General features: G+C 59.4%; 22 protein-coding genes. 8 read left to right on the forward strand and 14 right to left on the reverse strand.

Annotation, left to right across the window (positions count from 1 at the left end):
• The first annotated feature begins 46 nt into the window (after positions 1-46).
• The 4 genes from ATI02_RS29820 (at position 47) to ATI02_RS29835 (ending at position 4364) form a co-directional block, all read left to right on the forward strand.
• Complete coding sequence (locus tag ATI02_RS29820) at positions 47-739, forward strand: ArsR/SmtB family transcription factor (protein ID WP_100848153.1); 693 nt, start codon at positions 47-49, stop codon at positions 737-739.
• Positions 740-805: 66 nt separating this feature from the next.
• Positions 806-1729: a hypothetical protein gene (locus tag ATI02_RS29825; protein WP_157815159.1), complete on the forward strand. Its 924-nt coding sequence runs from the start codon at positions 806-808 to the stop codon at positions 1727-1729.
• Positions 1730-2325: 596 nt separating this feature from the next.
• Positions 2326-3546: a putative DNA modification/repair radical SAM protein gene (locus tag ATI02_RS29830; RefSeq protein WP_095190194.1), complete on the forward strand. Its 1221-nt coding sequence runs from the start codon at positions 2326-2328 to the stop codon at positions 3544-3546.
• On the forward strand, positions 3543-4364 hold the full coding sequence (locus ATI02_RS29835; RefSeq protein ID WP_100848155.1) for a TIGR03915 family putative DNA repair protein: 822 nt from the start codon (positions 3543-3545) through the stop codon (positions 4362-4364). The genes ATI02_RS29830 and ATI02_RS29835 overlap by 4 nt, the downstream gene beginning before the upstream one ends.
• Positions 4365-4442: 78 nt before the next feature.
• Here the strand turns inward: ATI02_RS29835 and ATI02_RS29840 are convergent, their stop codons facing one another.
• The 5 genes from ATI02_RS29840 to ATI02_RS29860 all read right to left on the reverse strand — a co-directional run bounded on the left by ATI02_RS29840 (position 4443) and on the right by ATI02_RS29860 (position 10638).
• Positions 4443-5462, reverse strand: coding sequence for a branched-chain amino acid aminotransferase (locus ATI02_RS29840; protein WP_100848156.1), 1020 nt, complete (start codon positions 5460-5462; stop codon positions 4443-4445).
• Between the two features lie 234 nt (positions 5463-5696).
• Positions 5697-7070: a dihydrolipoyl dehydrogenase gene (lpdA, locus tag ATI02_RS29845; protein WP_100848157.1), complete on the reverse strand. Its 1374-nt coding sequence runs from the start codon at positions 7068-7070 to the stop codon at positions 5697-5699.
• Positions 7071-7073: 3 nt separating this feature from the next.
• Positions 7074-8342, reverse strand: coding sequence for a dihydrolipoamide acetyltransferase family protein (locus ATI02_RS29850; protein WP_095190191.1), 1269 nt, complete (start codon positions 8340-8342; stop codon positions 7074-7076).
• Complete coding sequence (locus ATI02_RS29855; RefSeq protein ID WP_008086973.1) at positions 8343-9401, reverse strand: alpha-ketoacid dehydrogenase subunit beta; 1059 nt, start codon at positions 9399-9401, stop codon at positions 8343-8345.
• A 1-nt stretch (position 9402) separates the two neighbouring features.
• The gene (locus tag ATI02_RS29860; RefSeq protein WP_095118320.1) at positions 9403-10638 is read right to left on the reverse strand and encodes a 3-methyl-2-oxobutanoate dehydrogenase (2-methylpropanoyl-transferring) subunit alpha; all 1236 of its coding nucleotides are present in this window, start codon (positions 10636-10638) and stop codon (positions 9403-9405) included.
• A gap of 185 nt (positions 10639-10823) precedes the next feature.
• Here ATI02_RS29860 and bkdR point away from each other — a divergent pair, with 185 nt between their 5' ends.
• On the forward strand, positions 10824-11312 hold the full coding sequence (gene bkdR, locus ATI02_RS29865) for a Bkd operon transcriptional regulator BkdR (protein WP_025111414.1): 489 nt from the start codon (positions 10824-10826) through the stop codon (positions 11310-11312).
• An 87-nt stretch (positions 11313-11399) separates the two neighbouring features.
• On the opposite strand, the gene ATI02_RS29870 is transcribed toward bkdR, so the two are convergent.
• On the reverse strand, positions 11400-12263 hold the full coding sequence (locus ATI02_RS29870; RefSeq protein WP_100848158.1) for an MBL fold metallo-hydrolase: 864 nt from the start codon (positions 12261-12263) through the stop codon (positions 11400-11402).
• Between the two features lie 103 nt (positions 12264-12366).
• Here ATI02_RS29870 and ATI02_RS29875 point away from each other — a divergent pair, with 103 nt between their 5' ends.
• The 3 genes from ATI02_RS29875 (at position 12367) to ATI02_RS29885 (ending at position 14931) form a co-directional block, all read left to right on the forward strand.
• Positions 12367-12708 (forward strand): ArsR/SmtB family transcription factor, encoded by a 342-nt coding sequence (locus ATI02_RS29875; protein WP_095190188.1) that lies wholly within the window; start codon positions 12367-12369, stop codon positions 12706-12708.
• Between the two features lie 168 nt (positions 12709-12876).
• Positions 12877-14121, forward strand: coding sequence for an NAD(P)/FAD-dependent oxidoreductase (locus ATI02_RS29880; protein ID WP_100848159.1), 1245 nt, complete (start codon positions 12877-12879; stop codon positions 14119-14121).
• A gap of 9 nt (positions 14122-14130) precedes the next feature.
• The gene (locus tag ATI02_RS29885) at positions 14131-14931 is read left to right on the forward strand and encodes a sulfite exporter TauE/SafE family protein (RefSeq protein WP_095190186.1); all 801 of its coding nucleotides are present in this window, start codon (positions 14131-14133) and stop codon (positions 14929-14931) included.
• Positions 14932-14979: 48 nt separating this feature from the next.
• Here ATI02_RS29885 and ATI02_RS29890 read toward each other — a convergent pair whose 3' ends face one another.
• The 8 genes from ATI02_RS29890 to ATI02_RS29925 all read right to left on the reverse strand — a co-directional run bounded on the left by ATI02_RS29890 (position 14980) and on the right by ATI02_RS29925 (position 22689).
• Positions 14980-16260, reverse strand: coding sequence for a TRAP transporter large permease (locus ATI02_RS29890; protein ID WP_095190185.1), 1281 nt, complete (start codon positions 16258-16260; stop codon positions 14980-14982).
• Positions 16260-16787 carry a TRAP transporter small permease gene (locus tag ATI02_RS29895; RefSeq protein WP_100848160.1) on the reverse strand — a complete coding sequence of 176 codons (528 nt, stop codon included), beginning with the start codon at positions 16785-16787 and terminating at the stop codon, positions 16260-16262. Before ATI02_RS29895 ends, ATI02_RS29890 begins: the two co-directional genes overlap by 1 nt.
• Before the next feature lie 78 nt (positions 16788-16865).
• Positions 16866-17837: a TRAP transporter substrate-binding protein gene (locus ATI02_RS29900; RefSeq protein ID WP_100848161.1), complete on the reverse strand. Its 972-nt coding sequence runs from the start codon at positions 17835-17837 to the stop codon at positions 16866-16868.
• Between the two features lie 60 nt (positions 17838-17897).
• A complete protein-coding gene (locus tag ATI02_RS29905; RefSeq protein ID WP_095190182.1) occupies positions 17898-18791 on the reverse strand; it encodes an SMP-30/gluconolactonase/LRE family protein in 894 nt (297 codons plus the stop codon).
• Between the two features lie 51 nt (positions 18792-18842).
• Positions 18843-19667, reverse strand: coding sequence for an NAD-dependent epimerase/dehydratase family protein (locus ATI02_RS29910; RefSeq protein WP_100848162.1), 825 nt, complete (start codon positions 19665-19667; stop codon positions 18843-18845).
• Positions 19668-19792: 125 nt separating this feature from the next.
• Positions 19793-20143 carry a hypothetical protein gene (locus tag ATI02_RS29915; RefSeq protein ID WP_100848163.1) on the reverse strand — a complete coding sequence of 117 codons (351 nt, stop codon included), beginning with the start codon at positions 20141-20143 and terminating at the stop codon, positions 19793-19795.
• 131 nt (positions 20144-20274) lie between these two features.
• A complete protein-coding gene (locus ATI02_RS29920) occupies positions 20275-21570 on the reverse strand; it encodes an OprD family porin (protein ID WP_095190180.1) in 1296 nt (431 codons plus the stop codon).
• 168 nt (positions 21571-21738) lie between these two features.
• On the reverse strand, positions 21739-22689 hold the full coding sequence (locus ATI02_RS29925; RefSeq protein WP_095190179.1) for a polysaccharide deacetylase family protein: 951 nt from the start codon (positions 22687-22689) through the stop codon (positions 21739-21741).
• Positions 22690-22768: the final 79 nt, after the last annotated feature.

A 22768-nucleotide genomic window follows, 5' to 3' on the forward strand; every position in this document is an offset into this window, starting at 1 on the left:
GAGTATCTTCAGTCCAAGGCGGCGATGATTCGTCGGGGAGCGAAATGTGCACGCAGAAGATCAAGACATTGGCGTCTCGCAGGTGGCCGCCGCCATCGCGGAGCCAGCACGGACCAAAATGCTCTGCTCACTGATGGACGGCCACGCCCGCACCAGCACTGAACTGGCAGCCATTGCTGAAGTCAGCGCCTCCACTGCCAGCGCGCATCTGGCCAGGCTCAAGGATCTAGCGCTGGTGCGTGTGCATGTGCAGGGGCGCCATCGTTATCACAGCCTCGCCGACCAACGCGTGGCCCAGGCGCTGGAAGCCTTGATGGTGATCAGCCAAAGCGCCGCGCCCACCTTCAAACCGCACACGCCGGATCGCCTGCAATTCGCCCGCACTTGTTACGACCATATGGCCGGGACGCTGGCGGTGTTGCTGCACGATCGCCTGATCGAGGCGGGATGGCTGGTGCAGATTGACGAGCAGGCATATCGCTTGAGCGACAGTGGTGAGGCTTTGTTTGAGGGATTGGGGGTTGAGGTCGCGAGTTTGTCGACGCAGCGTCGGCGGTTCGCCTGCCCGTGCCTGGACTGGAGCATGCGCCGGCCGCATCTGGGTGGATCGCTGGGGGCCGCACTGTTGCAGACGGCGTTGAAGCGCAAGTGGGTAACGCAGGATCTGGACAGTCGGGCGTTGGGGGTGACTGAGCAGGGCCGTGTGCAGATGGAGGTGTGGTTTGGCATGAAGTTCTGAGAAACACAGGTTGGACGCTAGGCAGATACATACAAACGCCGCAATAATAATGTTGATTTTTCGAATATGGATCGTTTGGGTAAACAGGGAGTTGTTATGTATAAAAAGGCAATTGAGTTCGATAGGAATAACAAGTCGCGCATTTATCAGCTGATCATGCTGAAAGGTCATTGCCTCTTTGGTGACGATATGCTTGATTTGGATTTGCGGACGGAGCCGCGAGCCGAACCGCGAATGGGACACACCTTCTTTAGTGATATGTCGGGTGCGGTCGATGTGCTTTTATACTTTTTCATGAATGATGAAGTGACCAACTGCCTGCCAGAGCGCGGACCGCTTCAGGAACTCCTTGCTGAAGTAAAACAGGATAATTTTCAAGAAGAAGACGAACGACTGTTTCGAATGGCAATGGAAGGCATTAGAGAAATGTACGGCAATCGTGTTAATGACATGATCGGCAGGAGTTTTCTGGATTTTACAGTAAGCTCTTATTCAGTATTCGAGTTTTGGATGGCGAGGCTTTACGAGTTAATAAAGGAAACAGATGCTGCGCGGTATGAGAAGAAGGAGAAATATGTAATTCAGCAAATGCTCAACTACCAGAAGGCGGCAGGCGCAGGTGTGGAGCAGCAAGCACTAAGAAATATACTGGAAAAAGGCAGTCCTTATATGTCAGGGAAGGGAAAGGTTGACCATATTCTTTCCAGGATTTCAGAGAGCTCCGATGAGGCTGTCAGCGATAAAGCAGTTGTCGAATTTTACGGAGCGCTACGTAATACAGTGCATAACCTTGGGATCCACAAAGGCCATAAGGACTATAGCTTTTCGCTTGCCAGCGGAGACGTAACGCTCAATATTGGTGAGCCCTACAAGACAAGTAATTGGTCGACTTCGATTGAGTTGTGTTATCGGTTAATTGATATTTATAATTCTGCTGTGGTCGAGCTAAAGCAAGTTAACGAGCAGTGTTGTGTGATCTATAAAAAGTAGGTGAGGATATGTGTGTTCAATGCGAAGCTCGAGTGTCAAGTCTTTGGCGAGGTCTGGCGGTTGGTCAGGTTTTTATGACGCCCGATCACATAAATGGTAGGGAGTTTGAAGTTTCTCAAGTCAATCCAGACTCCATTGAAATTCCTCCCCAAGCAATTGCGATCAGTCAAGCTGCGTTTGTCGCAGCACTTGCTCATCTTTTTCATAATGCGCATGGAATTGAAAACCCATGTCTGGTGGGATCCAGCAATAGTGCCACCGACTCTGGTCCCCTATGTACCTCGTCGCGTCTGGAGAATAACGGTGTGCGCTGCATTAATTATATATTGCCTGTCTTGCAGCGCTGGGGCGTGGTAGGGATACATGGAGGGCGGAGTAACTCAACCTGGCTTTTAGCCGATTGATTTTCGGCAACCCAGCAGTTCGCTTTACGAAGCCTTGGTCCCCTATCCCTGATCCAACAGACAGGGTTTTATAGGCACTGCCGAAGGCTGCGATCTTTCGACCTTCGTCTTTACCGACGAAGGGCTATTCGAACGCTTGTCCCTGCGTTGTGAAGCGGATACTGTATGTACAACCAGTACAGAGCGTTCGCCATGCAAATCATCGACAAGCTCAGCATCCTCGCCGACGCCGCCAAATACGACGCGTCCTGCGCCAGCAGCGGGGCGCCCAAGCGCAGCTCCGAGGGCAAGAGCGGTCTGGGCTCGACTGACGGCATGGGCATTTGCCACAGCTATACGCCGGACGGGCGTTGTGTCTCGTTGTTGAAGGTTTTGCTGACCAATTTCTGTCTCTACGATTGCCAATACTGCGTCAACCGCCGTTCCAGCGACGTGCCGCGGGCACGGTTCACGCCTGAAGAAGTGGTCAGCCTGACCCTGGACTTCTACCGCCGAAACTGTGTCAGCGGGCTGTTTCTCAGCTCGGGGATCATCCGTTCGGCGGACTACACCATGGAGCAGCTGGTACGCGTGGCGAAGTTGCTGCGCGAAGAGCATGAGTTTCGTGGCTATATCCACCTCAAAACCATTCCCGAAGCCGATCCGGCCCTGATCGAAGAAGCGGGGCGATACGCCGATCGCTTGAGCGTGAACATCGAATTGCCCACCGATGCCAGCCTGCAAACCCTGGCGCCGGAGAAGCAGATCGGCTCGATCAAGCAGGCCATGAACACCATCTATACCGGTGTGCAAACGGTACTCAACGAACCTCGTTCGGCGAAGTTCGCCCCGGCCGGGCAGAGTACGCAGATGATTGTCGGCGCCGATGATACCGACGACAGCACGATTCTCCACAGCGCCCAGAGCCTGTACGGCAATTTCCGCCTGCGCCGGGTCTATTACTCGGCGTTCAGCCCGATCCCCGACAGCCCGAAAAGCGTACCGCTGGCCGCGCCGCCGCTGATGCGCGAACACCGCTTGTATCAGGCCGATTTCCTGTTGCGCAGTTACGGCTACAGTGCCGGTGAGCTGCTCAAGGGGCCGGGCAATCTGGCGCTGGATATCGACCCGAAACTGGCGTGGGCGCTGCAGAATCGCGAGGTCTTCCCGCTGGATCTGAACCGCGCCGAGCCCGCACTGATCGCCCGCATCCCCGGCATTGGCCTGCGCACCACCGAACGTCTGGTGGAACTGCGTCGGCAGCGGCGGATCCGCTACGAAGATGTCGCGCGCATGCGCTGCGTGCTGGCCAAGGCCAAGCCGTTCATTATCACCAGCGACTATCACCCGCAGCAGGCCGAGGTCACCAGCCACATGCTCTATCAGCAATTGCGCGACCGGCCGCAGCCGCAGCAAATGGGGTTGTGGGGATGATCAATCTGGATTGCGACGACCTGTTCGACACCTGGCGCCAGCAGGCGCGCTGGTTGCTGAGTCATGAGATCGATCCCAGTCTGGTGAGTTGGGCCGCGGAGGGTGTCGGCGACCTGTTTGCCAGCGATGTTTCGGTGCCCGAGGGCCAGGGACCGTTTCAGGCCCGCATCCCTCGCGCGCTGCTCGACACACTGGAGCAAGCCTCGCGTTATCGCGGCGATCAGCGCTGGAGTCTGCTGTACGAGGTGTTGTGGCGGGTCAGTCACGGCGACCGTACGGCGATGATGGCCGGGGACAAACTGGGCAGCGAGTTGCAACGTCGGATCAAGCAAGTGCACCGCGAAGCCCACCATTTGCATGCGTTCGTGCGTTTCATCGAACGGCCGAAAGATTTGCCGGGTCCACAATACGTGGCGTGGCACGAACCGGCTCACGACATTCTGCACAGCGCCAGTGAGCATTTCATCGGGCGGATGGGACAGCATCGCTGGTTGATCGCCACACCGCGTGACGGCGTCTATTACGACGGCGAACAACTGATACACCAGCGCCAATGCCCGGTGGAGTGGCAGCAACTGGCGCAGAACGTCGACGATCCCCATGGTGATCTGTGGCTGACCTATTACAGCCATATCTTCAATCCGGCGCGATTGAACGAGAAGGTCATGCAGGGGCATTTGCCGGTACGGTTCTGGAAGAATTTGCCGGAGGGAGAATTGATCCCCGGGCTGATTACCCAGGCGCGGATGGGCAAACAGCAGAATGGGCAGGCGAGCGGGATTGCCGGGCGCACCGGTAAACGCATCGCGTTGAAATGAAAGATCAAAAGATCGCTTTAAATAAAAAACCCCCACCGGTTTCCCGATGGGGGCTTTTGTGCATCAGCAGCCGTCAGATCAAACCTTGACGATCCAGCCCGCTGGCGCTTCGATGTCGCCGGTCTGCACACCGGTCAGCTCTTTGTAGAGCTTCTGGGTGACCGGGCCGACTTCGGTTTCGCTGTGGAACACGTGCAGGTGGTCGTTGTAGCTGATGCCGCCGATCGGGGTGATCACCGCAGCGGTACCGCAAGCACCGGCTTCCTTGAAGTCCGACAGCTTGTCGATCAGCACGTCGCCTTCAACCACTTCCAGGCCCAGACGCGATTTCGCCAGTTCGATCAGCGACAGACGGGTGATGCCCGGCAATACCGATGGCGAGTTCGGTGTGATGAACTTGTTGTCGTGGGTGATCCCGAAGAAGTTGGCCGAACCGACTTCCTCGATCTTGGTGTGGGTCATCGGGTCCAGGTAGATCGCGTCGGCGAAGTTGGCTTTCTTCGCTTTCGAGCCCGGCATCAGGCTGGCGGCGTAGTTGCCGCCGACCTTGGCTGCGCCGGTGCCTTGTGGGGCGGCGCGGTCGTAGCTGGAGATCTGGAAGTTGTGCGGGGTCAGGCCGCCCTTGAAGTAGGCGCCAACCGGAATGCAGAAAATCGAGAAGATGAACTCGGGTGCGGTGCGCACGCCGATGTTGTCACCCACGCCGATCACGAACGGGCGCAGGTACAGCGCGCCGCCAGTGCCATACGGCGGGATGAAGCGCTCGTTGGCACGAACCACTGCCTTACAGGCTTCGATGAACTGCTCGGTGTCGACGTTCGGCATCAGCAGACGCGCGCAGCTGCGTTGCATGCGCAGGGCATTCTGGTCCGGACGGAACAGGTTGATCGAGCCGTCCTTGCAACGATAGGCCTTCATGCCTTCGAAGCACTGCTGGCCATAGTGAAGGGCAGTCGAGCCTTCGCTGATGTGCAGCACGTTGTCTTCGGTCAGGGTGCCTTTGTCCCACTCGCCATCGCGAAAGTACGACAGATAGCGTTTGTCGGTCTTGATGTAGTCAAAACCCAGCTTGTCCCAATTGATGCTTTCGTTACCCATGACACCCTCTATCACTGAACAACCGTCGAAACGGTTCAAGGCTTCTGACGTTTTTTGGATGGGCACAACAATACTTCATTCTTGAGCGGTTTCGCAGCCGCAATTCACGCCTTTGATCGTTCCCACGCTCTGCGTGGGAATGCAGCCCGGGACGCTCTGCGTCCCAAGAGCCGAACGCGGAGCGTCCGATGAGACATTCCCACGCAGAGCGTGGGAACGATCAGGGTTGGGCAATCACAAGTGCAGTGCATGCCCCAGCGCACGCAACGCCGCTTCCTGCACCGCTTCACCCAAGGTCGGATGCGCATGAATGGTCCCGCCGATGTCTTCCAGCCGCGCGCCCATTTCCAGGCTTTGCGCGAACGCCGTGGACAACTCGGAAACCCCGACCCCCACCGCCTGCCAACCGACAATCAGATGATTGTCCCGACGAGCGACCACGCGCACGAAGCCGCTTTTGGACTCCAGCGTCATCGCCCGGCCATTGGCGGCGAACGGGAAGCTGGAGACGATGCAGTCCAGCCCGGCAGCCTTGGCCTCGTCCGGTGTCTTGCCGACCACCACCAGTTCCGGGTCGGTGAAGCACACGGCAGCGATGGCGGTCGGATTGAATTCGCGATTTTTGCCGCTGATCAACTCGGCGACCATTTCACCCTGGGCCATGGCACGGTGAGCCAGCATCGGCTCGCCGCTCAAGTCGCCGATGGCGTAGACGTTGCGCATGCTGGTCTGGCAGCGGCTGTCGATCTTGATCGCCGAACCGCTCATCTCAAGATTCAGCGCTTCGAGGTTCCAGCCTTGGGTATTGGGTTTGCGACCCACGGCCACCAGCACCTGATCGGTTTCCAGATTCAGGGTGTCGCCGTTCGGGTCGCGCACTTGCAATCTGCCGTCGAAGCCCAGGACGCTGTGCTTGAGGTACAACTTCACGCCGAGTTGCTTCAGCGCGTCGTGCACCGGTTGTGTCAGCTCAGCGTCATAGGCCGGCAGGATGCGATCCTGCGCCTCGACCACACTGACTTCGGCGCCAAGCTTGCGATAAGCAATGCCCAGCTCCAGACCGATGTAACCACCGCCCACCACGACCAGACGTTTGGGCACTGACTTCGGCGCCAATGCTTCGGTGGAAGAGATGATCGGGCCGCCAATCGGCAGGATTGGCAAGTTGACGCTGGTTGAACCGGTGGCGAGCACCAAGTGTTCGCACTGGATGCGCGTGTCGCCGACTTCCACGGTTTTGCCATCGATAACCTTGGCCCAACCAGTGATGACCTGAACCTTGTTCTTCTTGAGCAGTGCGGCGACGCCGGTGGTCAGGCGATCAACGATGCCGTCCTTCCACTCAACGCTTTTGCTGATGTCCAGCGTCGGCGCCGAAACACTGATGCCCAGTGCCGAATGCTGGTTGTGATGCTGTGTCTGGTGAAACTGCTCGGCCACATGAATCAGTGCTTTCGACGGAATGCAGCCGATGTTCAGGCACGTGCCGCCCAGCGATTGGCCTTCGACCAGAATGGTCGGTATGCCCAGTTGCCCGGCGCGAATGGCCGTGACGTAACCGCCGGGGCCGCCGCCGATGATCAGCAGCGTGGTGTTCAAAGTCGACATCACTTACTCCACAAACAGAGTGGCAGGTTGTTCGATCAGGCCACGAATGGCCTGGATGAAGAGTGCCGCGTCCATGCCGTCGACCACGCGGTGATCGAACGAGCTGGAGAGGTTCATCATCTTGCGGATCACCACCTGGCCTTTGACCACCATTGGCCGTTCGACGATTTTGTTGACGCCGACGATCGCCACTTCCGGCAGGTTCAGCACCGGTGTGCTGACAATGCCGCCCAGCGCACCGAGGCTGGTCAGGGTAATGGTCGAGCCTGACAGTTCATCGCGGCTGGCCTTGCCATTGCGCGCGGCATTGGCCAGGCGTGAGATCTCGGCGGCGCTGTCCCACAAGCTGCGGGCTTCGGCGTGACGCACCACTGGCACCATCAAACCAACATCGCTTTGCGTGGCAACACCGACATGCACCGCGCCAAGGCGAGTGATGACCTGGGCTTCGTCGTCGTAACGGGCGTTCATCTGCGGGAAGTCGCGCAGGGCGACGACCAGTGCGCGGACGAGGAACGGCAGCAACGTCAACTTGCCACGGCTGGCGCCGTGTTTTTCATTCAGGTGCGCACGCAGTTCTTCAATCGCGGTGACGTCGATTTCCTCGACATAACTGAAGTGCGCGGCACGCTGGGTGGCGTCCTGCATGCGCTGGGCGATCTTGCGGCGCATGCCGATCACTTGAATCTGTTCTTCGTCGTTACGCTGGGCGTAAGCGGCGGATGCAGGCGCCGAGGCGTTGGACTGACCTTGCGCCAGATAGGCCTCGAGGTCATCGTGCAACACGCGACCGGCCGGGCCGGAGCCGCGTACCAGACGTAATTGAATGCCCAGATCCAGCGCATGTTTGCGCACGGCCGGGGAGGCCAGTGGTCGTTCATCCGCTTCGCGGGCAACCATCGGACCCTGGCAAACAGCAGCCGGACGCGGTGCGGCGGCTGCGGCAGGTTTGCTCTCTACGACCGCTTCGACTTTCGGCGCAACAGGCTCTTTTGCAGCTACAGGAGCCGACTCTTTCAGATTGCCCGCACCTTCCACTTCAATGCTGATCAGCACACTGCCGACCGCCATCACTTCACCCGGCTGACCGCCGAGGGCAATGACCTTGCCATGAACCGGCGACGGAATATCGACCATCGCCTTGTCGGTCATCACGTCCGCCAGCACCTGATCTTCAACGACCAGATCACCGACCTTGACGTGCCACTGCGACAGTTCTACTTCTGCGATGCCTTCGCCGATGTCCGGCATCTTGATAACGTGCGTGCCCATTCAGACCTCCATGACCCGTTTCAACGCCGCGCCCACTCGGGACGGGCCTGGGAAATACGCCCACTCTTGCGCGTGCGGGTAGGGGGTATCCCAACCAGTGACGCGTTCGATTGGCGCTTCCAGGTGATGGAAGCAGTGCTCTTGCACCAGCGACACCAGTTCGGCGCCGAAACCACAGGTACGGGTGGCTTCGTGGACCACCACGCAGCGGCCGGTTTTCTTCACGGATTTGACGATGGTTTCCAGATCCAGCGGCCACAGGCTGCGCAGGTCGATGACTTCGGCGTCGACGCCACTTTCTTCAGCGGCAACTTGCGAGACATACACGGTGGTGCCGTAGGTCAGTACGGTGACGTCCTTGCCCGGACGGGTGATCGCGGCAACGTCCAGCGGCACGGTGTAGTAACCGTCCGGGACCTGGGCTTGCGGGTGTTTCGACCACGGCGTTACCGGGCGGTCGTGGTGGCCGTCGAACGGGCCGTTGTACAGGCGTTTCGGTTCCAGAAAGATCACCGGATCATCGTTTTCGATGGAGGCGATCAACAGGCCTTTGGCGTCATACGGGTTGGACGGCATGACCGTGCGCAAACCGCAGACCTGGGTGAACATCGCCTCGATGCTCTGGCTGTGAGTCTGGCCACCGTAGATGCCGCCGCCGCAAGGCATGCGCAGGGTCATCGGTGCGGTGAACTCGCCGGCCGAGCGATAGCGCAGGCGCGCGGCTTCGGAAATGATCTGGTCGGACGCCGGGTAGACGTAGTCGGCGAACTGGATTTCAGCCACCGGGCGCAGACCGTAAGCGCCCATGCCGACGGCGACACCGACGATGCCGCTTTCCGAAATTGGTGCGTCGAACACCCGCGAGGCGCCGTATTTGGTCTGCAGGCCTTCGGTGCAACGGAACACGCCGCCGAAGTAGCCGACGTCCTGACCGAACACCACGACGTTGTCGTCACGTTCAAGCATCACATCCATGGCCGAGCGCAGGGCCTGGATCATGGTCATGGTGGTCGTGGTCATGGCGGTTTCCAACTGAATATTGTTGTTGTGATCGTTCATGTCAGATCCCCAACTGCTGACGCTGGCGCTTCAAGTGCTCCGGCATCTCTTTGTAGACGTCTTCGAACATGGTCGCGGCGCTCGGAATCTGGCCGCCGGCGAGGGTGCCGTATTGTTCGGCCTGTTTCTGTGCGGCAATCACTTCGGCTTCAAGCTCGGCGCTGACGGCGGCGTGCTCTTCTTCCGACCAGTGGCCGACCTTGATCAGGTGCTGTTTCAGGCGGGCAATCGGGTCGCCCAGCGGGAAGTGGCTCCAGTCATCGGCAGGACGGTATTTCGACGGATCGTCAGAGGTGGAGTGCGGGCCGGCGCGGTAGGTGACCCATTCGATCATGGTCGGGCCGAGGTTGCGGCGGGCGCGTTCGGCAGCCCAGGCGGAAGCGGCGTACACAGCGTAGAAATCGTTGCCATCGACGCGCAGCGAGGCGATGCCGCAACCGACGCCGCGTCCGGCGAAAGTGGTGGCTTCACCACCGGCAATCGCCTGGAAGGTGGAAATTGCCCACTGATTGTTGACCACGTTGAGGATCACCGGCGCCCGGTAAACGTGAGCGAAGGTGAGGGCCGTGTGGAAGTCCGATTCGGCGGTGGCGCCGTCGCCGATCCACGCCGAGGCGATTTTCGTGTCGCCCTTGATCGCTGAAGCCATGCCCCAGCCAACCGCTTGAATGAACTGGGTGGCGAGGTTGCCGGAAATGGTGAAGAAACCGGCTTCCTTGACCGAGTACATGATCGGCAGCTGACGGCCCTTGAGCGGATCGCGCTCGTTGGACAGCAGTTGGCAGATCAGGTCGACCAGCGGCACTTCGCGGGCCATGAGGATGCTTTGCTGACGGTAGGTCGGGAAGCACATGTCGTCGATGTTCAACGCCAGAGCCTGGGCGCTGCCGATGGCTTCTTCGCCAAGGCTTTGCATGTAGAACGACATTTTTTTCTGACGCTGGGCAACCACCATGCGGTTGTCGTAGATCCGCGTCTTGAGCATGGCGCGCATGCCTTTGCGGAGGATCTCGACCGGGACGTTCTCGGCCCACGGACCGAGGGCATTGCCTTGGTCGTCGAGCACGCGGATCAGGCCACGGGCGAGGTCGGCGGTGTCGGCGGGTTCTACGTCGATGGAAGGTTTGCGCACCGTACCGGCATCGGTCAGATGCAGGTAGGAAAAATCGGTTTTGCAGCCTGGGCGGCCCGAGGGTTCAGGGACGTGCAGACGCAGCGGTTCATACGCTTGGGTCATGGCTTCTACGCTCGATCTTGTGAATTTCTTGTAGTGAGCTGGCAGTCATTCTTCGGTAGAAGAAATCTTGTCCTACAACAATCATAGGCCCGGGCAAGAAGAATATTTATCTCTGTTTCGTTGCGCTGGCGATCATTTGCAGATAGAAATTCTGCATAAACATAAAAAACAGGTGGTTTTGTCTCATGCGCAAACTGGACCGTACCGATATCGGCATTCTCAACAGCCTTCAGGAGAACGCGCGCATCACCAACGCCGACCTCGCACGCTCGGTAAATCTGTCGCCGACGCCGTGCTTCAACCGGGTCAAGGCGATGGAAGAATTAGGGCTGATTCGCGAGCAGGTAACGTTGCTGGATGCCGATTTGCTGGGCTTGCATGTGAACGTGTTTATTCACGTCAGCCTGGAAAAGCAGGTGGAAGAGGCCCTGCAACATTTCGAGGAAGCGATTTCCGACCGCCCCGAGGTGATGGAGTGCTACCTGATGGCCGGTGACCCGGACTATCTGATCCGGGTGCTGGTGCCGACGATTCAGTCGCTGGAGCGATTCATGATGGACTTCCTGACCAAAGTGCCGGGGGTGGCGAATATCCGGTCGAGCTTTGCGCTCAAGCAGGTGCGGTATAAGACAGCGTTGCCGTTGCCGGCGAATGGGTTGACGCTGGGGGCGTGAAGATCAAAAAAACGCAGCCTGCGGCAGCTCCTGCATTGGATTCGCATTTCTCCTGTAGGAGCTGCCGCAGGCTGCGATCTTTTGACGTTAAAGCTTATTGATCGGAATCTTCAGATACACCACGCCATTGTCCTCAGCCGCCGGAAAATTCCCCGCCCGCACGTTCACCTGTATCGCCGGCAACAACAATGTCGGCATGCCCAACCCGGCATCACGCTTCGTGCGCATTTCGACGAACGCGGCTTCATCGATGCCGTCATGCACGTGAATGTTACTTTTGCGCTGCTCACCGACAGTGGTCTGGCACTGCGGTTCTCGACCCTGCGGCGGGTAATCGTGGCACACGTAGAGTTTCACGCCGGCCGGGAAGGCCAGCAGTTTCTTGATCGAGTTGAACAGTTGATGAGCGTTGCCACCGGGGAAGTCGCAGCGCGCGGTGCCGACGTCGGGCATGAACAGCGTGTCGCCGACCAGGATCTGTTCGCCGTCGATCAAATAGGCCATGTCCGCCGGGGTGTGGCCAGGCACGTGCAGTGCGGTGGCGTTGAGATTGCCGATCTGGAATGACTCGTTCGGCGCGAACAGGTGATCGAACTGCGAGCCATCAACACAGAATTCCGGCTCCAGATTGAACAGCGCCTTGAACACGTTTTGCACTTTGCTGATCGACTCGCCAATGGCGATCTTGCCGCCCAGCTCCCGGCGCAGATACGGCGCGGCGGACAAGTGGTCGGCGTGGGCGTGGGTTTCCAGCAGCCATTGCACTTGCAGGTGATGCGCGCGGACGAAGGCGATGAGCTTGTCCGCCTGGGCGGTGCAGGTACGCCCGGCGGCGCCATCGTAATCGAGCACCGGGTCGATGATCGCGCATTGTCCGCCGTTGGCCTCGTAGACCACATAGCTGTAGGTCGAGGAGGCGGGGTCGAGGAAAGCTTCAATCAGCGCGGGCATGGACGTGGACCTGTACGGGAGGACGAAAAGTCAGTCGGGGTTGCAACACTTTATGTAAAAACATAATGTTCGCAGCTTAAGTGACGTTGAAGGCATCATGCAAATGCAATCCAGTCTGACCGAGTGTGAAGTCGCGCAATTGCGCGCGTCGGCGTCAAAGGCCTGTGCGCTGCTCAAGGCGATGGCCAATGAGGACCGTTTGTTGATCCTGTGCCAGTTGACCCAAGGCGAGCGCAACGTCGGCGAGCTTGAAAAAATGACCGGTGTGCGCCAGCCGACGCTGTCTCAGCAGTTGGGCATCCTGCGCGATGAAGGGCTTGTCGCGACACGTCGTGAAGGCAAGTACATTTTTTACGGCCTTGCCAGCCCTGAAGTCATCCAGGTGATGAAAACCCTCTCCGGCTTGTATTGCGGCGCGGTGCTGAAAAGCCTCGGTCACCCATAAATACCTGCCAGAACACATCAACCCTGTGGGAGCGAGCCTGCTCGCGAAAGCGGCGGTTCAGTCAATACTTTACTCGACTGATAGTCCGCCTTCGCGAGCAGGCTCGCTCCCACATTGGGATTTGTGTGATGGCCGAAAATCCTTGCGTGCAGCCATAAGGAACAAGCAATGAACGATCAACACTGGGGCCCATCCATCAGTGCAGATATCGTGGTCATCGGCGGCGGCACTGCCGGCATTGGCTTCGTCGCCAGTCTGCTCAAGCGCGATCCGCACTTGAACATTACCGTGATCGAACCGAGCGACAAGCACTATTACCAACCTGCCTGGACGCTGGTCGGGGGTGGCGCTTACGACGTCAAAGACACCGTAAGACCGATGAGCAAAGTGATGCCGCGTCAGGCAACTTGGGTTCAGGCAGCGGTTACGAGTATTGATCCCGACAATCGCCAACTCACCCTCAACGATCAGCGCACCGTCAGCTACCAAAACCTGATCGTCTGCCCCGGCCTGCGTCTGGCCTGGGAAAAAATCGAAGGCTTGCAGGAAAGCCTCGGCCAGCACGGTGTGACCTCCAACTACAGCTATCAGCACGCGCAGTACACCTGGGATCAGGTGCAGAAACTGCGCGGCGGCAAGGCACTGTTCACTCAACCGGCAATGCCGATCAAATGCGCCGGGGCACCGCAAAAGGCGTTGTATCTGTCCTGTGATTACTGGCGCAAAAGCGGCGTGCTGAACAAGGTCGAAGTCGAGTTCAACCTCGCTGGCGCCGCGCTGTTCGGTGTGGCGACATTCGTCCCGCCGCTGATGAAGTACATCGAGAAGTACAACGCGCGGTTGGCGTTCAACGCGAATCTGCTCAAGGTCGACGGCCCGGCGAAAACCGCGTGGTTCGAGGTCAGGGACGCCGACGGCAACGTCGGCCAACAGGCGAAAACCTTTGACCTGCTGCACGTCGTGCCGCCGCAGGTTTCGCCGGATTTCATCGCGCAAAGCCCTCTGGCGGACGCCGGCGGCTGGTGCGAAGTCAATCCGCACAGCCTGCAACATCCGCGCTACCCCGAGGTGTTCGCGCTCGGCGATATCTGCGGCACCAGCAACGCGAAAACCGCGGCGGCCGTGCGCAAGCAGGTCGTCGTGGTCGCGGAAAACCTGTTGGCCTTGCGCAAACAACAGCCGCTGCCGCTGAAGTACGACGGCTACGGTTCCTGCCCGCTGACGGTGGAGAAGGGCAAAGTGATCCTCGCCGAGTTCGGCTACGCCGGCAAATTGCTGCCGACCTTTGCACTGGACCCGACCGTGCCGCGTCGTTCGGCCTGGTGGCTCAAGGCAACATTGCTGCCGTGGTTCTACTGGAACGGCATGCTCAAGGGCCGCGAGTGGCTGACCGGTTTGTCGAAGGTTGACTGAGTACTCCCTATGTTGCTGGCAAGTCTGTTTGGCGTAGTGATGGGGCTGGTTCTCGGGCTGACCGGGGCCGGCGGCGGGATTCTCGCGGTACCGGCGCTGGTGCTCGGGCTCGGCTGGACGATGACCCAGGCGGCGCCGGTGGCGTTGTTTGCCGTCGGCAGTGCGGCGGCGGTCGGCGCTATCGATGGCTTGCGTCATGGTCTGGTGCGTTACCGCGCGGCGCTGTTGATTGCCGCACTGGGCGCGGTGTTTTCGCCGCTGGGGATCTACTTCGCGCATCAGTTGCCGGAGAAGATCCTGATGATCCTGTTCAGTCTGCTGATGGTCATGGTTGCCTGGCGCATGCTGCGTCGCGAGCGTCAGGAAGCAGGGCCGAGCGATCACGGTCACGGCAGTTGGGGGCAGAAGAACTGCATGCTCGATGCAGAGACCGGGCGCTTCGACTGGACCGCCAAATGCACCGCGACGCTCGCGGCGTTGGGGGCGGTCACCGGGGTGGTGTCCGGGTTGCTGGGTGTGGGGGGCGGCTTCCTGATCGTGCCGGCGTTCAAGCAACTGACCGACGTGCAGATGCGCGGCATCGTTGCCACGTCGTTGATGGTGATCAGCCTGATTTCGGCGATCGGGGTGATCGGCGCGTTTCATGCCGGAGTGCGGATCGACAGCCTTGGTGCGGCGTTCATCGTCGCCAGCATCGTGGGGATGATCATCGGTCGCAAGCTTTGTGCGCGGGTGCCGGCGCGGGCGTTGCAGGTGGGGTTTGCCAGCGTGTGTCTGGTGGTGGCGGGGTATATGTTGTTGCGGGCGTGAGGTAAACCTTGTGGTGAGGGAGCCTGCTCCCTCACCACAATTACAGCGTTACAACACCAAATGCGGCAACCACAGCGAAATCGCCGGAACGTAGGTCACCAGCATCAACACCAGAAACAGCACGGCATAGAACGGCAGCAGCGCCTTCACCGTGCTTTCGATGCTGACCTTGCCCACCGCCGAACCGACAAACAGCACCGCACCTACCGGCGGTGTTATCAGCCCGATCCCCAGGTTGACCAGCATGATCATGCCGAACTGCACCGGATCGACGCCGATGCCGAGAATCACCGGCATCAGGATCGGCGTGAGGATCAGGATCAGCGGCGCCATGTCCATCACCGTGCCGAGCAACAAGAGCATGACGTTGATGCACATCAGGATCACATAACGGTTGTCCGACAGGGTCAGGAACAGCGTGGTGATTTTCGCCGGGATCTGCATCAGGGTCATGATGTAGCCGAAGCTGGCGGCGAAGCCGATCAGGATCATCACGATCGAAATCGTCCGCACCGTGCGGTGCATCAGTTTCGGCAGTTCGCTCCATTTGTAGTCGCGATAGATGAACATGGTGACGAAGAATGCCCAGAGCACGGCGATGGCCGCCGACTCGGTTGCAGTAAAGATCCCCGAAAGAATGCCGCCGAGGATGATCACCATCGCCATCAGCCCCCACAACGCTTCGCCGCAGATCTTCAGGGCCTCACGCAGCGGGATGACTTCGCCTTTGGGGTAGTCGCGTTTGCGCGCGAAGATCAGGCACAACACCATCAGGCACGCGCTCATCAGCAGGCCCGGCACCACGCCGGCCATGAACAGCGAGGCGATGGACACCGTACCGCCAGCCGCCAGCGAATAGAGCACCGAGTTGTGGCTCGGCGGCGTGAGCAACGCCTGCACCGAACCGCTGACGGTCACCGCCGTGGAGAAATCCCGTGGATAGCCTTTGCGCTCCATTTCCGGAATCAGCACCGAACCCACCGACGCAGTATCGGCTACGGAGGATCCGGAAATCGCTCCGAAAAACGTCGACGCCATGATGTTGACCAGCGACAAGCCGCCCCGCACGAAACCCACCAGCACACCGGCGAACGCCACCAGCCTGCGTGACATGCCGCCTTCGGCCATGATCGCCCCGGCGAGGACGAAGAACGGAATCGCCAGCAACGAGAATTTGTTCACCCCGCCCGCGACCTGAATCATCAGCGCCTGGAACGGAATGTCGATCCACCAGGCACCGATCAAAGCCGATAGCCCGAGAGCGTAAGCGACCGGCATGCCGATCAGGATCAGTGCGATAAAACTGCCCAGCAGAATCAATGCGTCCATCAGGCAGCCCCTTCGTTTTCTTCAACCAGGTCGAAGCGCACCACGCGACGGTTGCTCTGGTCACCGAGAATGAGTTTTTCCAACACGAAGACCAGCGTCAGCGCGCCGCCAATCGGGATCGGCATGTAGGTGATGCCCACGCGCAAAGTCGGCAGGGCGCTCATGAACTGGTTCCAGGTCGACAGGCAGAGCTTGGTGCCCCAGATCGTCATGAACAGGCAGATGGTTGCCATCAGCAGTTGCGAAACAATGCTCATGGTTCTACGCATGTTCGGTTGCAAGCGGTCGGTAACCATCGCCACGGCCATGTGCGCGCCGGCACGATAACTGGCAGCGGCGCCGATAAAGGTGAACACCATCATCAACAGGATGGCGGTGGGCTCCGGCCAGCTCGAGCCGGTGCCGAGGGCGTAACGGGCAAAAACACCCCAGGGAATAATCAGGGCGATGGCCAGAACGGACAGGCCGGCGACCCAGATGCAAGCCATGTAGATCCGGTCATTGATGCGCAACAGCAAATTCTTCATCGGGTTCCACCGTAACCGGGCCGCGCGGACGTCGAGTGACGCCAGCGCTGCCGGGCCTTTCATTGAGGGCTGGGGGGGTTACTGCACGGCTTCGATGCGCTTGATCAGGTCGGCGTAAGGCGCGCCGTACTTCTCGCGAACCGAGGCGGTGGCCTCGTAGAAGGGTTTCTTGTCGACGGTGATGAACTCGACGCCGGCGGCCTTGAGTTTTTCTTCACTGCTGGCGGATTTCGCATCCCACAGTGCGCGCTCTTCAAGCTGGGCAGCCTTGGCGGCTTTCTTCACCAGCGTCTGCTGGTCGGGGGTGAGTTTTTCCCAAGTGATCTTCGACATCACGATCGGCTCGGGCAGGATCAGGTGCCCGGTCAGGCTGTAGAACTTGGCGTTCTGGTAGTGGTTGTGTTCGAGCAGGGTCGGCGGGTTGTTCTCCGCGCCGTCGATCACCCCGGTTTGCAGGGCGCTGAAGATTTCGCCGGTGTCCATGGCGATGCCGTTGCCGCCCATGGCGTTGATGGTCTCGATGAACATCGGGTTGCCTTGCACGCGGATCTTCATGCCCTTGAGGTCTTCGAGTTTGCGCACTGGTTTTTTGGTGTAGATGTTGCGCGTACCACCGTCCATCCACGCCAAGGCCACCAGGCCGAATTCAGAGTTAGTGATCCGGTCGAGAATCGCATCGCCGACTTCGCCATCGATCACCGCGCGCATGTGCGCCTGGTCGCGGAAGATGAATGGCATGTTGAATACGTTCACGTCCGGCACCACGGGGCCGACGATACCCAGGCTGACACGGGTCATCTGGATTGCGCCGACCTGTGCCTGTTCAATCACCTCTTTTTCCGAGCCGAGCACGCCTCCGGGGAAATACTTGAAGGTGAGATCGCCATTGGTTTCCTTGGTCAGGGCTTTGCCCATGCTTTGCTCGGCAACCACCGTCGGATAACCCGCGGGATGGATGTCGGCGAATTTGATTTCCAGCGCCTGAGCGGCACTGCTGAGGGTCAACGCGAGGGGCAAAGCGGCGGCGAGCAACGTGCGTTTGAAGTCCATGGGGGTGTCTCCAGTCTTGTTATTGTTGTGTTCAAGGCACAGCGATGTAGCAGAGGCGGGTTAAAGCAAATCATCGAAAAGCGGTTCCGGCATACCTTTGACCCCGGTGTTCAAAGCGAACACGCCGCCGGCCAGGGACTGCGGATCGTGGTCATCGCCGGGTCGAATCGAGGCGACGAACAGGGTGTCCATTGCACTGCCGCCGAAGGCGCACATGGTCGGTTTTTTCACCGGCACCGCCAGTGAGTAATCGAGACGTCCGTCGGGGGTGAAGCGGTGGATGAGACCGGCATCGTTGGCGCAGATCCAGTAGCAACCGTCGGCATCCACGGCGGCGCCGTCAGGGCGACCGCTGTAGTGATTCATGTCGACGAATATGCGGCGGTTCGACGGCGTGCCGCTGGCGGTGTCGTAGTCGAACGCCCAGATCAGTTGCACGTTGGGGTGCGAGTCGGACAGGTACATCGTCTTGCCGTCGGGACTGAAGCCCAGGCCGTTGGGCACGATGAAACCATCGAGTTGCGCTTCAATCGCACCCGACTGCCCCGCGCTGTAGCGATAGAGCCGACCTTCGGGCGCATTCAGGCCCATGTTCAGCACCATGCTGCCGGCCCAGAACCGGCCCTGACGGTCGCAGCGGCCATCGTTGAGGCGCATGTCGTCGCGACTGTGCTCAACCGGTGCGAGCCGTTCGGTATCGAGGCTGCCATCGTTGTGCGGATGCAGATGGTAGAAACCGCTTTCCATGCCGGCGATCCAGCCACCACGGCTGTGGCGGGCAATGCAGGCGAGCATCTCGGGAGCTTTCCAGGCGTGGACATGGCCGCTGTCGGCGCTCCAGCGTTGCAGGCCGCCATTGGGAATATCCACCCAATACAGGGCGTTTTCCTGGGCGACCCAGACCGGGCTCTCACCGACCGCGTTGCGGGCGTCGACGATCAATTCGGCTTGCATACTCATTCCCTTGGTTTTTATTGGAGGGGGATCAAGTGGACAACGCTGGGCTCAGTCGCCGAACGGACCGGCCGCGACGAACGCGCCGCCCTGATAGATCCGCGCCGGGTCATCCGCCGCTGGCATCGGCTGCGCTTCGACCTTGTCGCGGAACACTTCGGAACTGTCTTTGGCTTCGAAACCCAGGTGGCAGGCCAAGCGGTTGTCCCACCACACATCCTTGTTGTCGGACATGCCATACACCACGGTGTGGCCGACGTTCGGGGTATAAAGCGAGTGTTCGAGCAGTTGGGTGAGGTCGTCGAAGCTCAGCCAGGTGTGCATCATTCGGCGGTTCTGCGGTTCGGGAAACGAGGAGCCGATGCGGATGCTGACGGTCTCGATGCCGTAGCGATCGAAATAGAAACTGGCCATGTCTTCGCCGTAGGACTTGGACAAACCGTAGTAACCGTCGGGGCGGCGGGCGGAGCTGGCGTCGAGTTGTTCGTCCTGCTTGTAGAAACCGATGACGTGATTGGAACTGGCGAAGATCACCCGTTTCACACCATGCCGCCGTGCTGCCTCATAAATGTGGAAGACGCCGCAGATGTTGGCGCCGAGGATTTCTTCGAACGGCCTTTCAACGGACACTCCGCCGAAATGCAGGATGGCATCGACGCCTTCGACCAGTTGATGCACGGCATGCTTGTCGGCGAGGTCGCAGACGACGATTTCTTCGCGATCATCGATGGCCGGGGTGAGGGCGGCGATGTCTGAAAGACGCAGCACATTGGCGTAGGGGCGCAGGCGTTCGCGCAGCACTTTGCCCAGGCCACCGGCGGCACCGGTAAGCAGCAGCCGATTAAACGGCGCGCGGGGGGTAGAGGTAGACGTCATGGCAATCCCTTACACGTATTGTTTTTAGGGTTGTTGTAGGTTGTCGTATGACTGCGCTGAAGTATCGGTAGGGTTTCCGGATATTGTCAACGCGACTTTTGGTGTAAATGACGGAAGGGGCTCATTCACTTTTCAATCACCACGAACTCCTTCGTCGCAATGCAATCTCCTTGTGGGAGCGAGCCTGCTCGCGAAAGCGCTGTGTCAATTAACATCAATGTTGAATTTGCCGCTGCCATCGCTGGCTTGCCAGCGATGAGGCCGGTCCAGGCAACTCTTGCATCGACTGACACGCCGCCTTCGCGAGCAGGCTCGCTCCCACAGGTATCAGCGTTGTTTTCAATTACCGCATTCACCACAAAATCCTGTGGGAGCTGGCTTGCCAGCGATGAGGCCGATCCAGGCAACTCTTGCATCGACTGACGCGCCGCCTTCGCGAGCAGGCTCGCTCCCACAGGTATCAGCGTTGTTTTCAATTACCGCATTCACCACAAAATCCTGTGGGAGCTGGCTTGCCAGCGATGAGGCTGATCCAGGCATCTCTTGCATCGACTGACACGCCGCCTTCGCGAGCAGGCTCGCTCCCACAGGGTAAAGAGAGATCTGCTTACAACAACGAAATCGGATAGCTGATAAAGATCCGGTTCTCATCGAATTCGTTGGTGCTGAAGTCCCGGCGAATCGTTGCATTGCGCCATTTCACATTGAGGTTTTTCAACGGCCCACTTTGTACGGTGTAGGCCAGCTCGGATTCGCGGCCCCATTCCTTGCCATCGGTGATGGTTGCGGTGTGGACGTTATCGCCGCTGATGTAGCGGTTCATCATCGTCAGTCCGGGGATGCCGAGGGCGACGAAGTTGTAGTCATGACGCACCTGCCAGGAGCGCTCCTTGGCGTTGTCATAACTGGCGTTGTAGCTGTCGTTGGCCAGGGTGCCGCCGCTGGTGCCGTTGACCCGCATCCACGCGTCGTCACCGCCGAGTTTCTGCAGGCCGACATAAAAGGTGTTGCCGCCGTACCTGGCCGAGAGCATGGCAAACGCGGTCTTGTTGTCGAGGTCGCCGGCATGGGCGCTGCCGTCTTCCTTGCCGGTGAAGAAACCGAGGTTGGCGCCCAGGGTCCAGTCGCCCAGCGGTTGACTATGGCTGAGGTTGAAGTACTGCTGCTGGTAGATGTCAGTGAGTTCGGCGTACCACACGCCGACCATCGTGCGCTTGTCGTTGAAGGTGTATTCGCCGCCGCCGAAGTTGAAACGATCCGAGGTAAACGCACCGCGGCCGTTCATCGACATGTCTTCCATGCTCGCGTCGTTGCGCGGGCTATTACCGCGGAACTGGCCGCCATAGAGGCTCAGGCCGTTGATCTCGGTGGAGGTAATCTGCCCGCCGCGAAAAGTCTGGGGCAGGGAGCGACCATCGTCCGAGCGCAGAATCGGCAGCACCGGCATCCATTCGCCGACTTTCAATTCTGTCTTGGACACTTTGGCTTTCAGCGCCACACCCATGCGTCCGAAATTGTCAGCCGGCCGCCCGTCATCGTGGATCGGCAGCAATTGCGTGCCACCGGTGCCTTTGCCGCCATCGAGCTTCTGCGAGTACAGCCCCAGGATGTCCAGGCCGAAGCCGACGGTGCCTTGGGTGAAACCCGACTTGGCGTCGAGAATAAAGCTTTGCGTCCACTCTTCGGCTTTGCCTTGCGGGTAGGCGGGATTGACGAAGTTGCGGTTGAAGTACGCATTGCGCAGATTCAGCGTGGCTTTGCTGTCTTCGAGAAAGCCTTCGGCATCGGCGCTCATCGGCAAGGCGAGGACAAGGCTGCTGCAGCCGATCAGGCTTAGGGTGGAACGCGGGCGGGTGATTGAGAAACGGGAATGGCGGACAAAATTGCAGACGAATGTGCTCACTGTAGCGCTCCCTTATTGTTCTTGTTTTTATTAGTGTTGTGCGTTGTCGTACAACGTTGGGGGCGATATTTACGGAGCTTTCGGGGAATGTCAACTGGAAGTTATACGATGACTTTGCGGGCCTCGGCAGCCCTCATCAAGGCGTGAAGGGGGCTGCTTTCGGCGCAATCAGTTGTTGTAGAGCGCTTCGCTGTTGTCGATCAGCGGGTTTTTCTCGGTCAGTACGATTTGCGCAATTTTATCCTTGCGCATAAAGCTGACTTTCGGGTGCGACTGTGCATAACGGATGAACCGCTCCATCGCCTCAGCCATCGCCGGCGTGCCGCCGATGCGGTCGTGCAGACTCACCGACATCATCCGCCGCTTGTTTGCACCTTCGGCGTAGAGGCGATCAAATTCCAGCACCAGTTGCTGGTAGAACTGGTCGGCGGAGAAATGCCGGCCTTCGACCAGGACGATGTCGTTGTTGCGCAGGGTGTAAGGCACAACGGCGAATTTGCGCCCGCGCACCATTGTCACGAAGGGCTCGTCGCGGCTCACATCATCGATGTGATAGGTGAAGTTCAGATCCTGCAGGACTTTCAGGGTATTGGGACTGCGCCGCAGCCAGTTGGCGTTGTAGCCGACCGAGCGTTGGCCGGTGAGTTTTTCCACTGCCGCGACACCATCGCCGATGAAGTGTTTTTCCTGCTCATAACTCATGTTGTAGGAGTCGGCCCAGCGCATGCCGTGGGCGGCCAGTTCATGGCCACGTTCGGCAATCGCTTTGGCCAGTTCCGGGTGTTTCAGCGCGGCTTCGCCGACCACGTGGGAAGTGACTTTGATGCCTGTGCGATCCCACAGATCGAGCATCCGCCACAGGCCTTCCTTGTAGCCGTAATCGAACCAGGTTTGCGCCGGTAGATCCGGGTAGCCTTTGGGCAGCGGGCTACCGGAAAATGGACTTTCGGCGCCCTCGGGCTGGCCGCCGGTCTCGAACTGCATCGAAACCGAGATCACCAGTTGCGAGCCATCGGGCCACGGGCGTTCCTGGGCGAAGGCGAGGGCGGGCAGAAGAAGGGCGGCGGCCAAGAGGTTTTTCAGCAAACGCGGGGAGCGTTGTCGGTGGAGAGTGGTCATAACGGGCACCTTGAGGTTAGAGAAGTGCCGCAAGGTTGGCAGTTGCCCGGCGCGGGAAAAATCCCTCGCGGGCGAGATG

It is taken from the genome of Pseudomonas baetica, from assembly GCF_002813455.1.
Lineage (GTDB): Bacteria > Pseudomonadota > Gammaproteobacteria > Pseudomonadales > Pseudomonadaceae > Aquipseudomonas > Aquipseudomonas baetica.

Bases quoted from the DNA above. Each gene is read 5' to 3' on its own strand.
- ATI02_RS29900 (WP_100848161.1), bottom strand. From the start codon at position 17,837: ATGGACTTCAAACGCACGTTGCTCGCCGCCGCTTTGCCCCTCGCGTTG.
- ATI02_RS29860 (WP_095118320.1), bottom strand. From the start codon at position 10,638: ATGACCCAAGCGTATGAACCGCTGCGTCTGCACGTCCCTGAACCCTCG.
- ATI02_RS29925 (WP_095190179.1), bottom strand. From the start codon at position 22,689: ATGACCACTCTCCACCGACAACGCTCCCCGCGTTTGCTGAAAAACCTC.
- ATI02_RS29835 (WP_100848155.1), top strand. From the start codon at position 3,543: ATGATCAATCTGGATTGCGACGACCTGTTCGACACCTGGCGCCAGCAG.
- ATI02_RS29905 (WP_095190182.1), bottom strand. From the start codon at position 18,791: ATGCAAGCCGAATTGATCGTCGACGCCCGCAACGCGGTCGGTGAGAGC.
- ATI02_RS29850 (WP_095190191.1), bottom strand. From the start codon at position 8,342: ATGGGCACGCACGTTATCAAGATGCCGGACATCGGCGAAGGCATCGCA.
- bkdR (WP_025111414.1), top strand. From the start codon at position 10,824: ATGCGCAAACTGGACCGTACCGATATCGGCATTCTCAACAGCCTTCAG.
- ATI02_RS29855 (WP_008086973.1), bottom strand. From the start codon at position 9,401: ATGAACGATCACAACAACAATATTCAGTTGGAAACCGCCATGACCACG.
- ATI02_RS29895 (WP_100848160.1), bottom strand. From the start codon at position 16,787: ATGAAGAATTTGCTGTTGCGCATCAATGACCGGATCTACATGGCTTGC.
- ATI02_RS29825 (WP_157815159.1), top strand. From the start codon at position 806: ATGGATCGTTTGGGTAAACAGGGAGTTGTTATGTATAAAAAGGCAATT.
- ATI02_RS29875 (WP_095190188.1), top strand. From the start codon at position 12,367: ATGCAATCCAGTCTGACCGAGTGTGAAGTCGCGCAATTGCGCGCGTCG.
- ATI02_RS29840 (WP_100848156.1), bottom strand. From the start codon at position 5,462: ATGGGTAACGAAAGCATCAATTGGGACAAGCTGGGTTTTGACTACATC.
- ATI02_RS29890 (WP_095190185.1), bottom strand. From the start codon at position 16,260: ATGGACGCATTGATTCTGCTGGGCAGTTTTATCGCACTGATCCTGATC.
- lpdA (WP_100848157.1), bottom strand. From the start codon at position 7,070: ATGTCGACTTTGAACACCACGCTGCTGATCATCGGCGGCGGCCCCGGC.
- ATI02_RS29870 (WP_100848158.1), bottom strand. From the start codon at position 12,263: ATGCCCGCGCTGATTGAAGCTTTCCTCGACCCCGCCTCCTCGACCTAC.
- ATI02_RS29880 (WP_100848159.1), top strand. From the start codon at position 12,877: ATGAACGATCAACACTGGGGCCCATCCATCAGTGCAGATATCGTGGTC.
- ATI02_RS29830 (WP_095190194.1), top strand. From the start codon at position 2,326: ATGCAAATCATCGACAAGCTCAGCATCCTCGCCGACGCCGCCAAATAC.
- ATI02_RS29885 (WP_095190186.1), top strand. From the start codon at position 14,131: ATGTTGCTGGCAAGTCTGTTTGGCGTAGTGATGGGGCTGGTTCTCGGG.
- ATI02_RS29910 (WP_100848162.1), bottom strand. From the start codon at position 19,667: ATGACGTCTACCTCTACCCCCCGCGCGCCGTTTAATCGGCTGCTGCTT.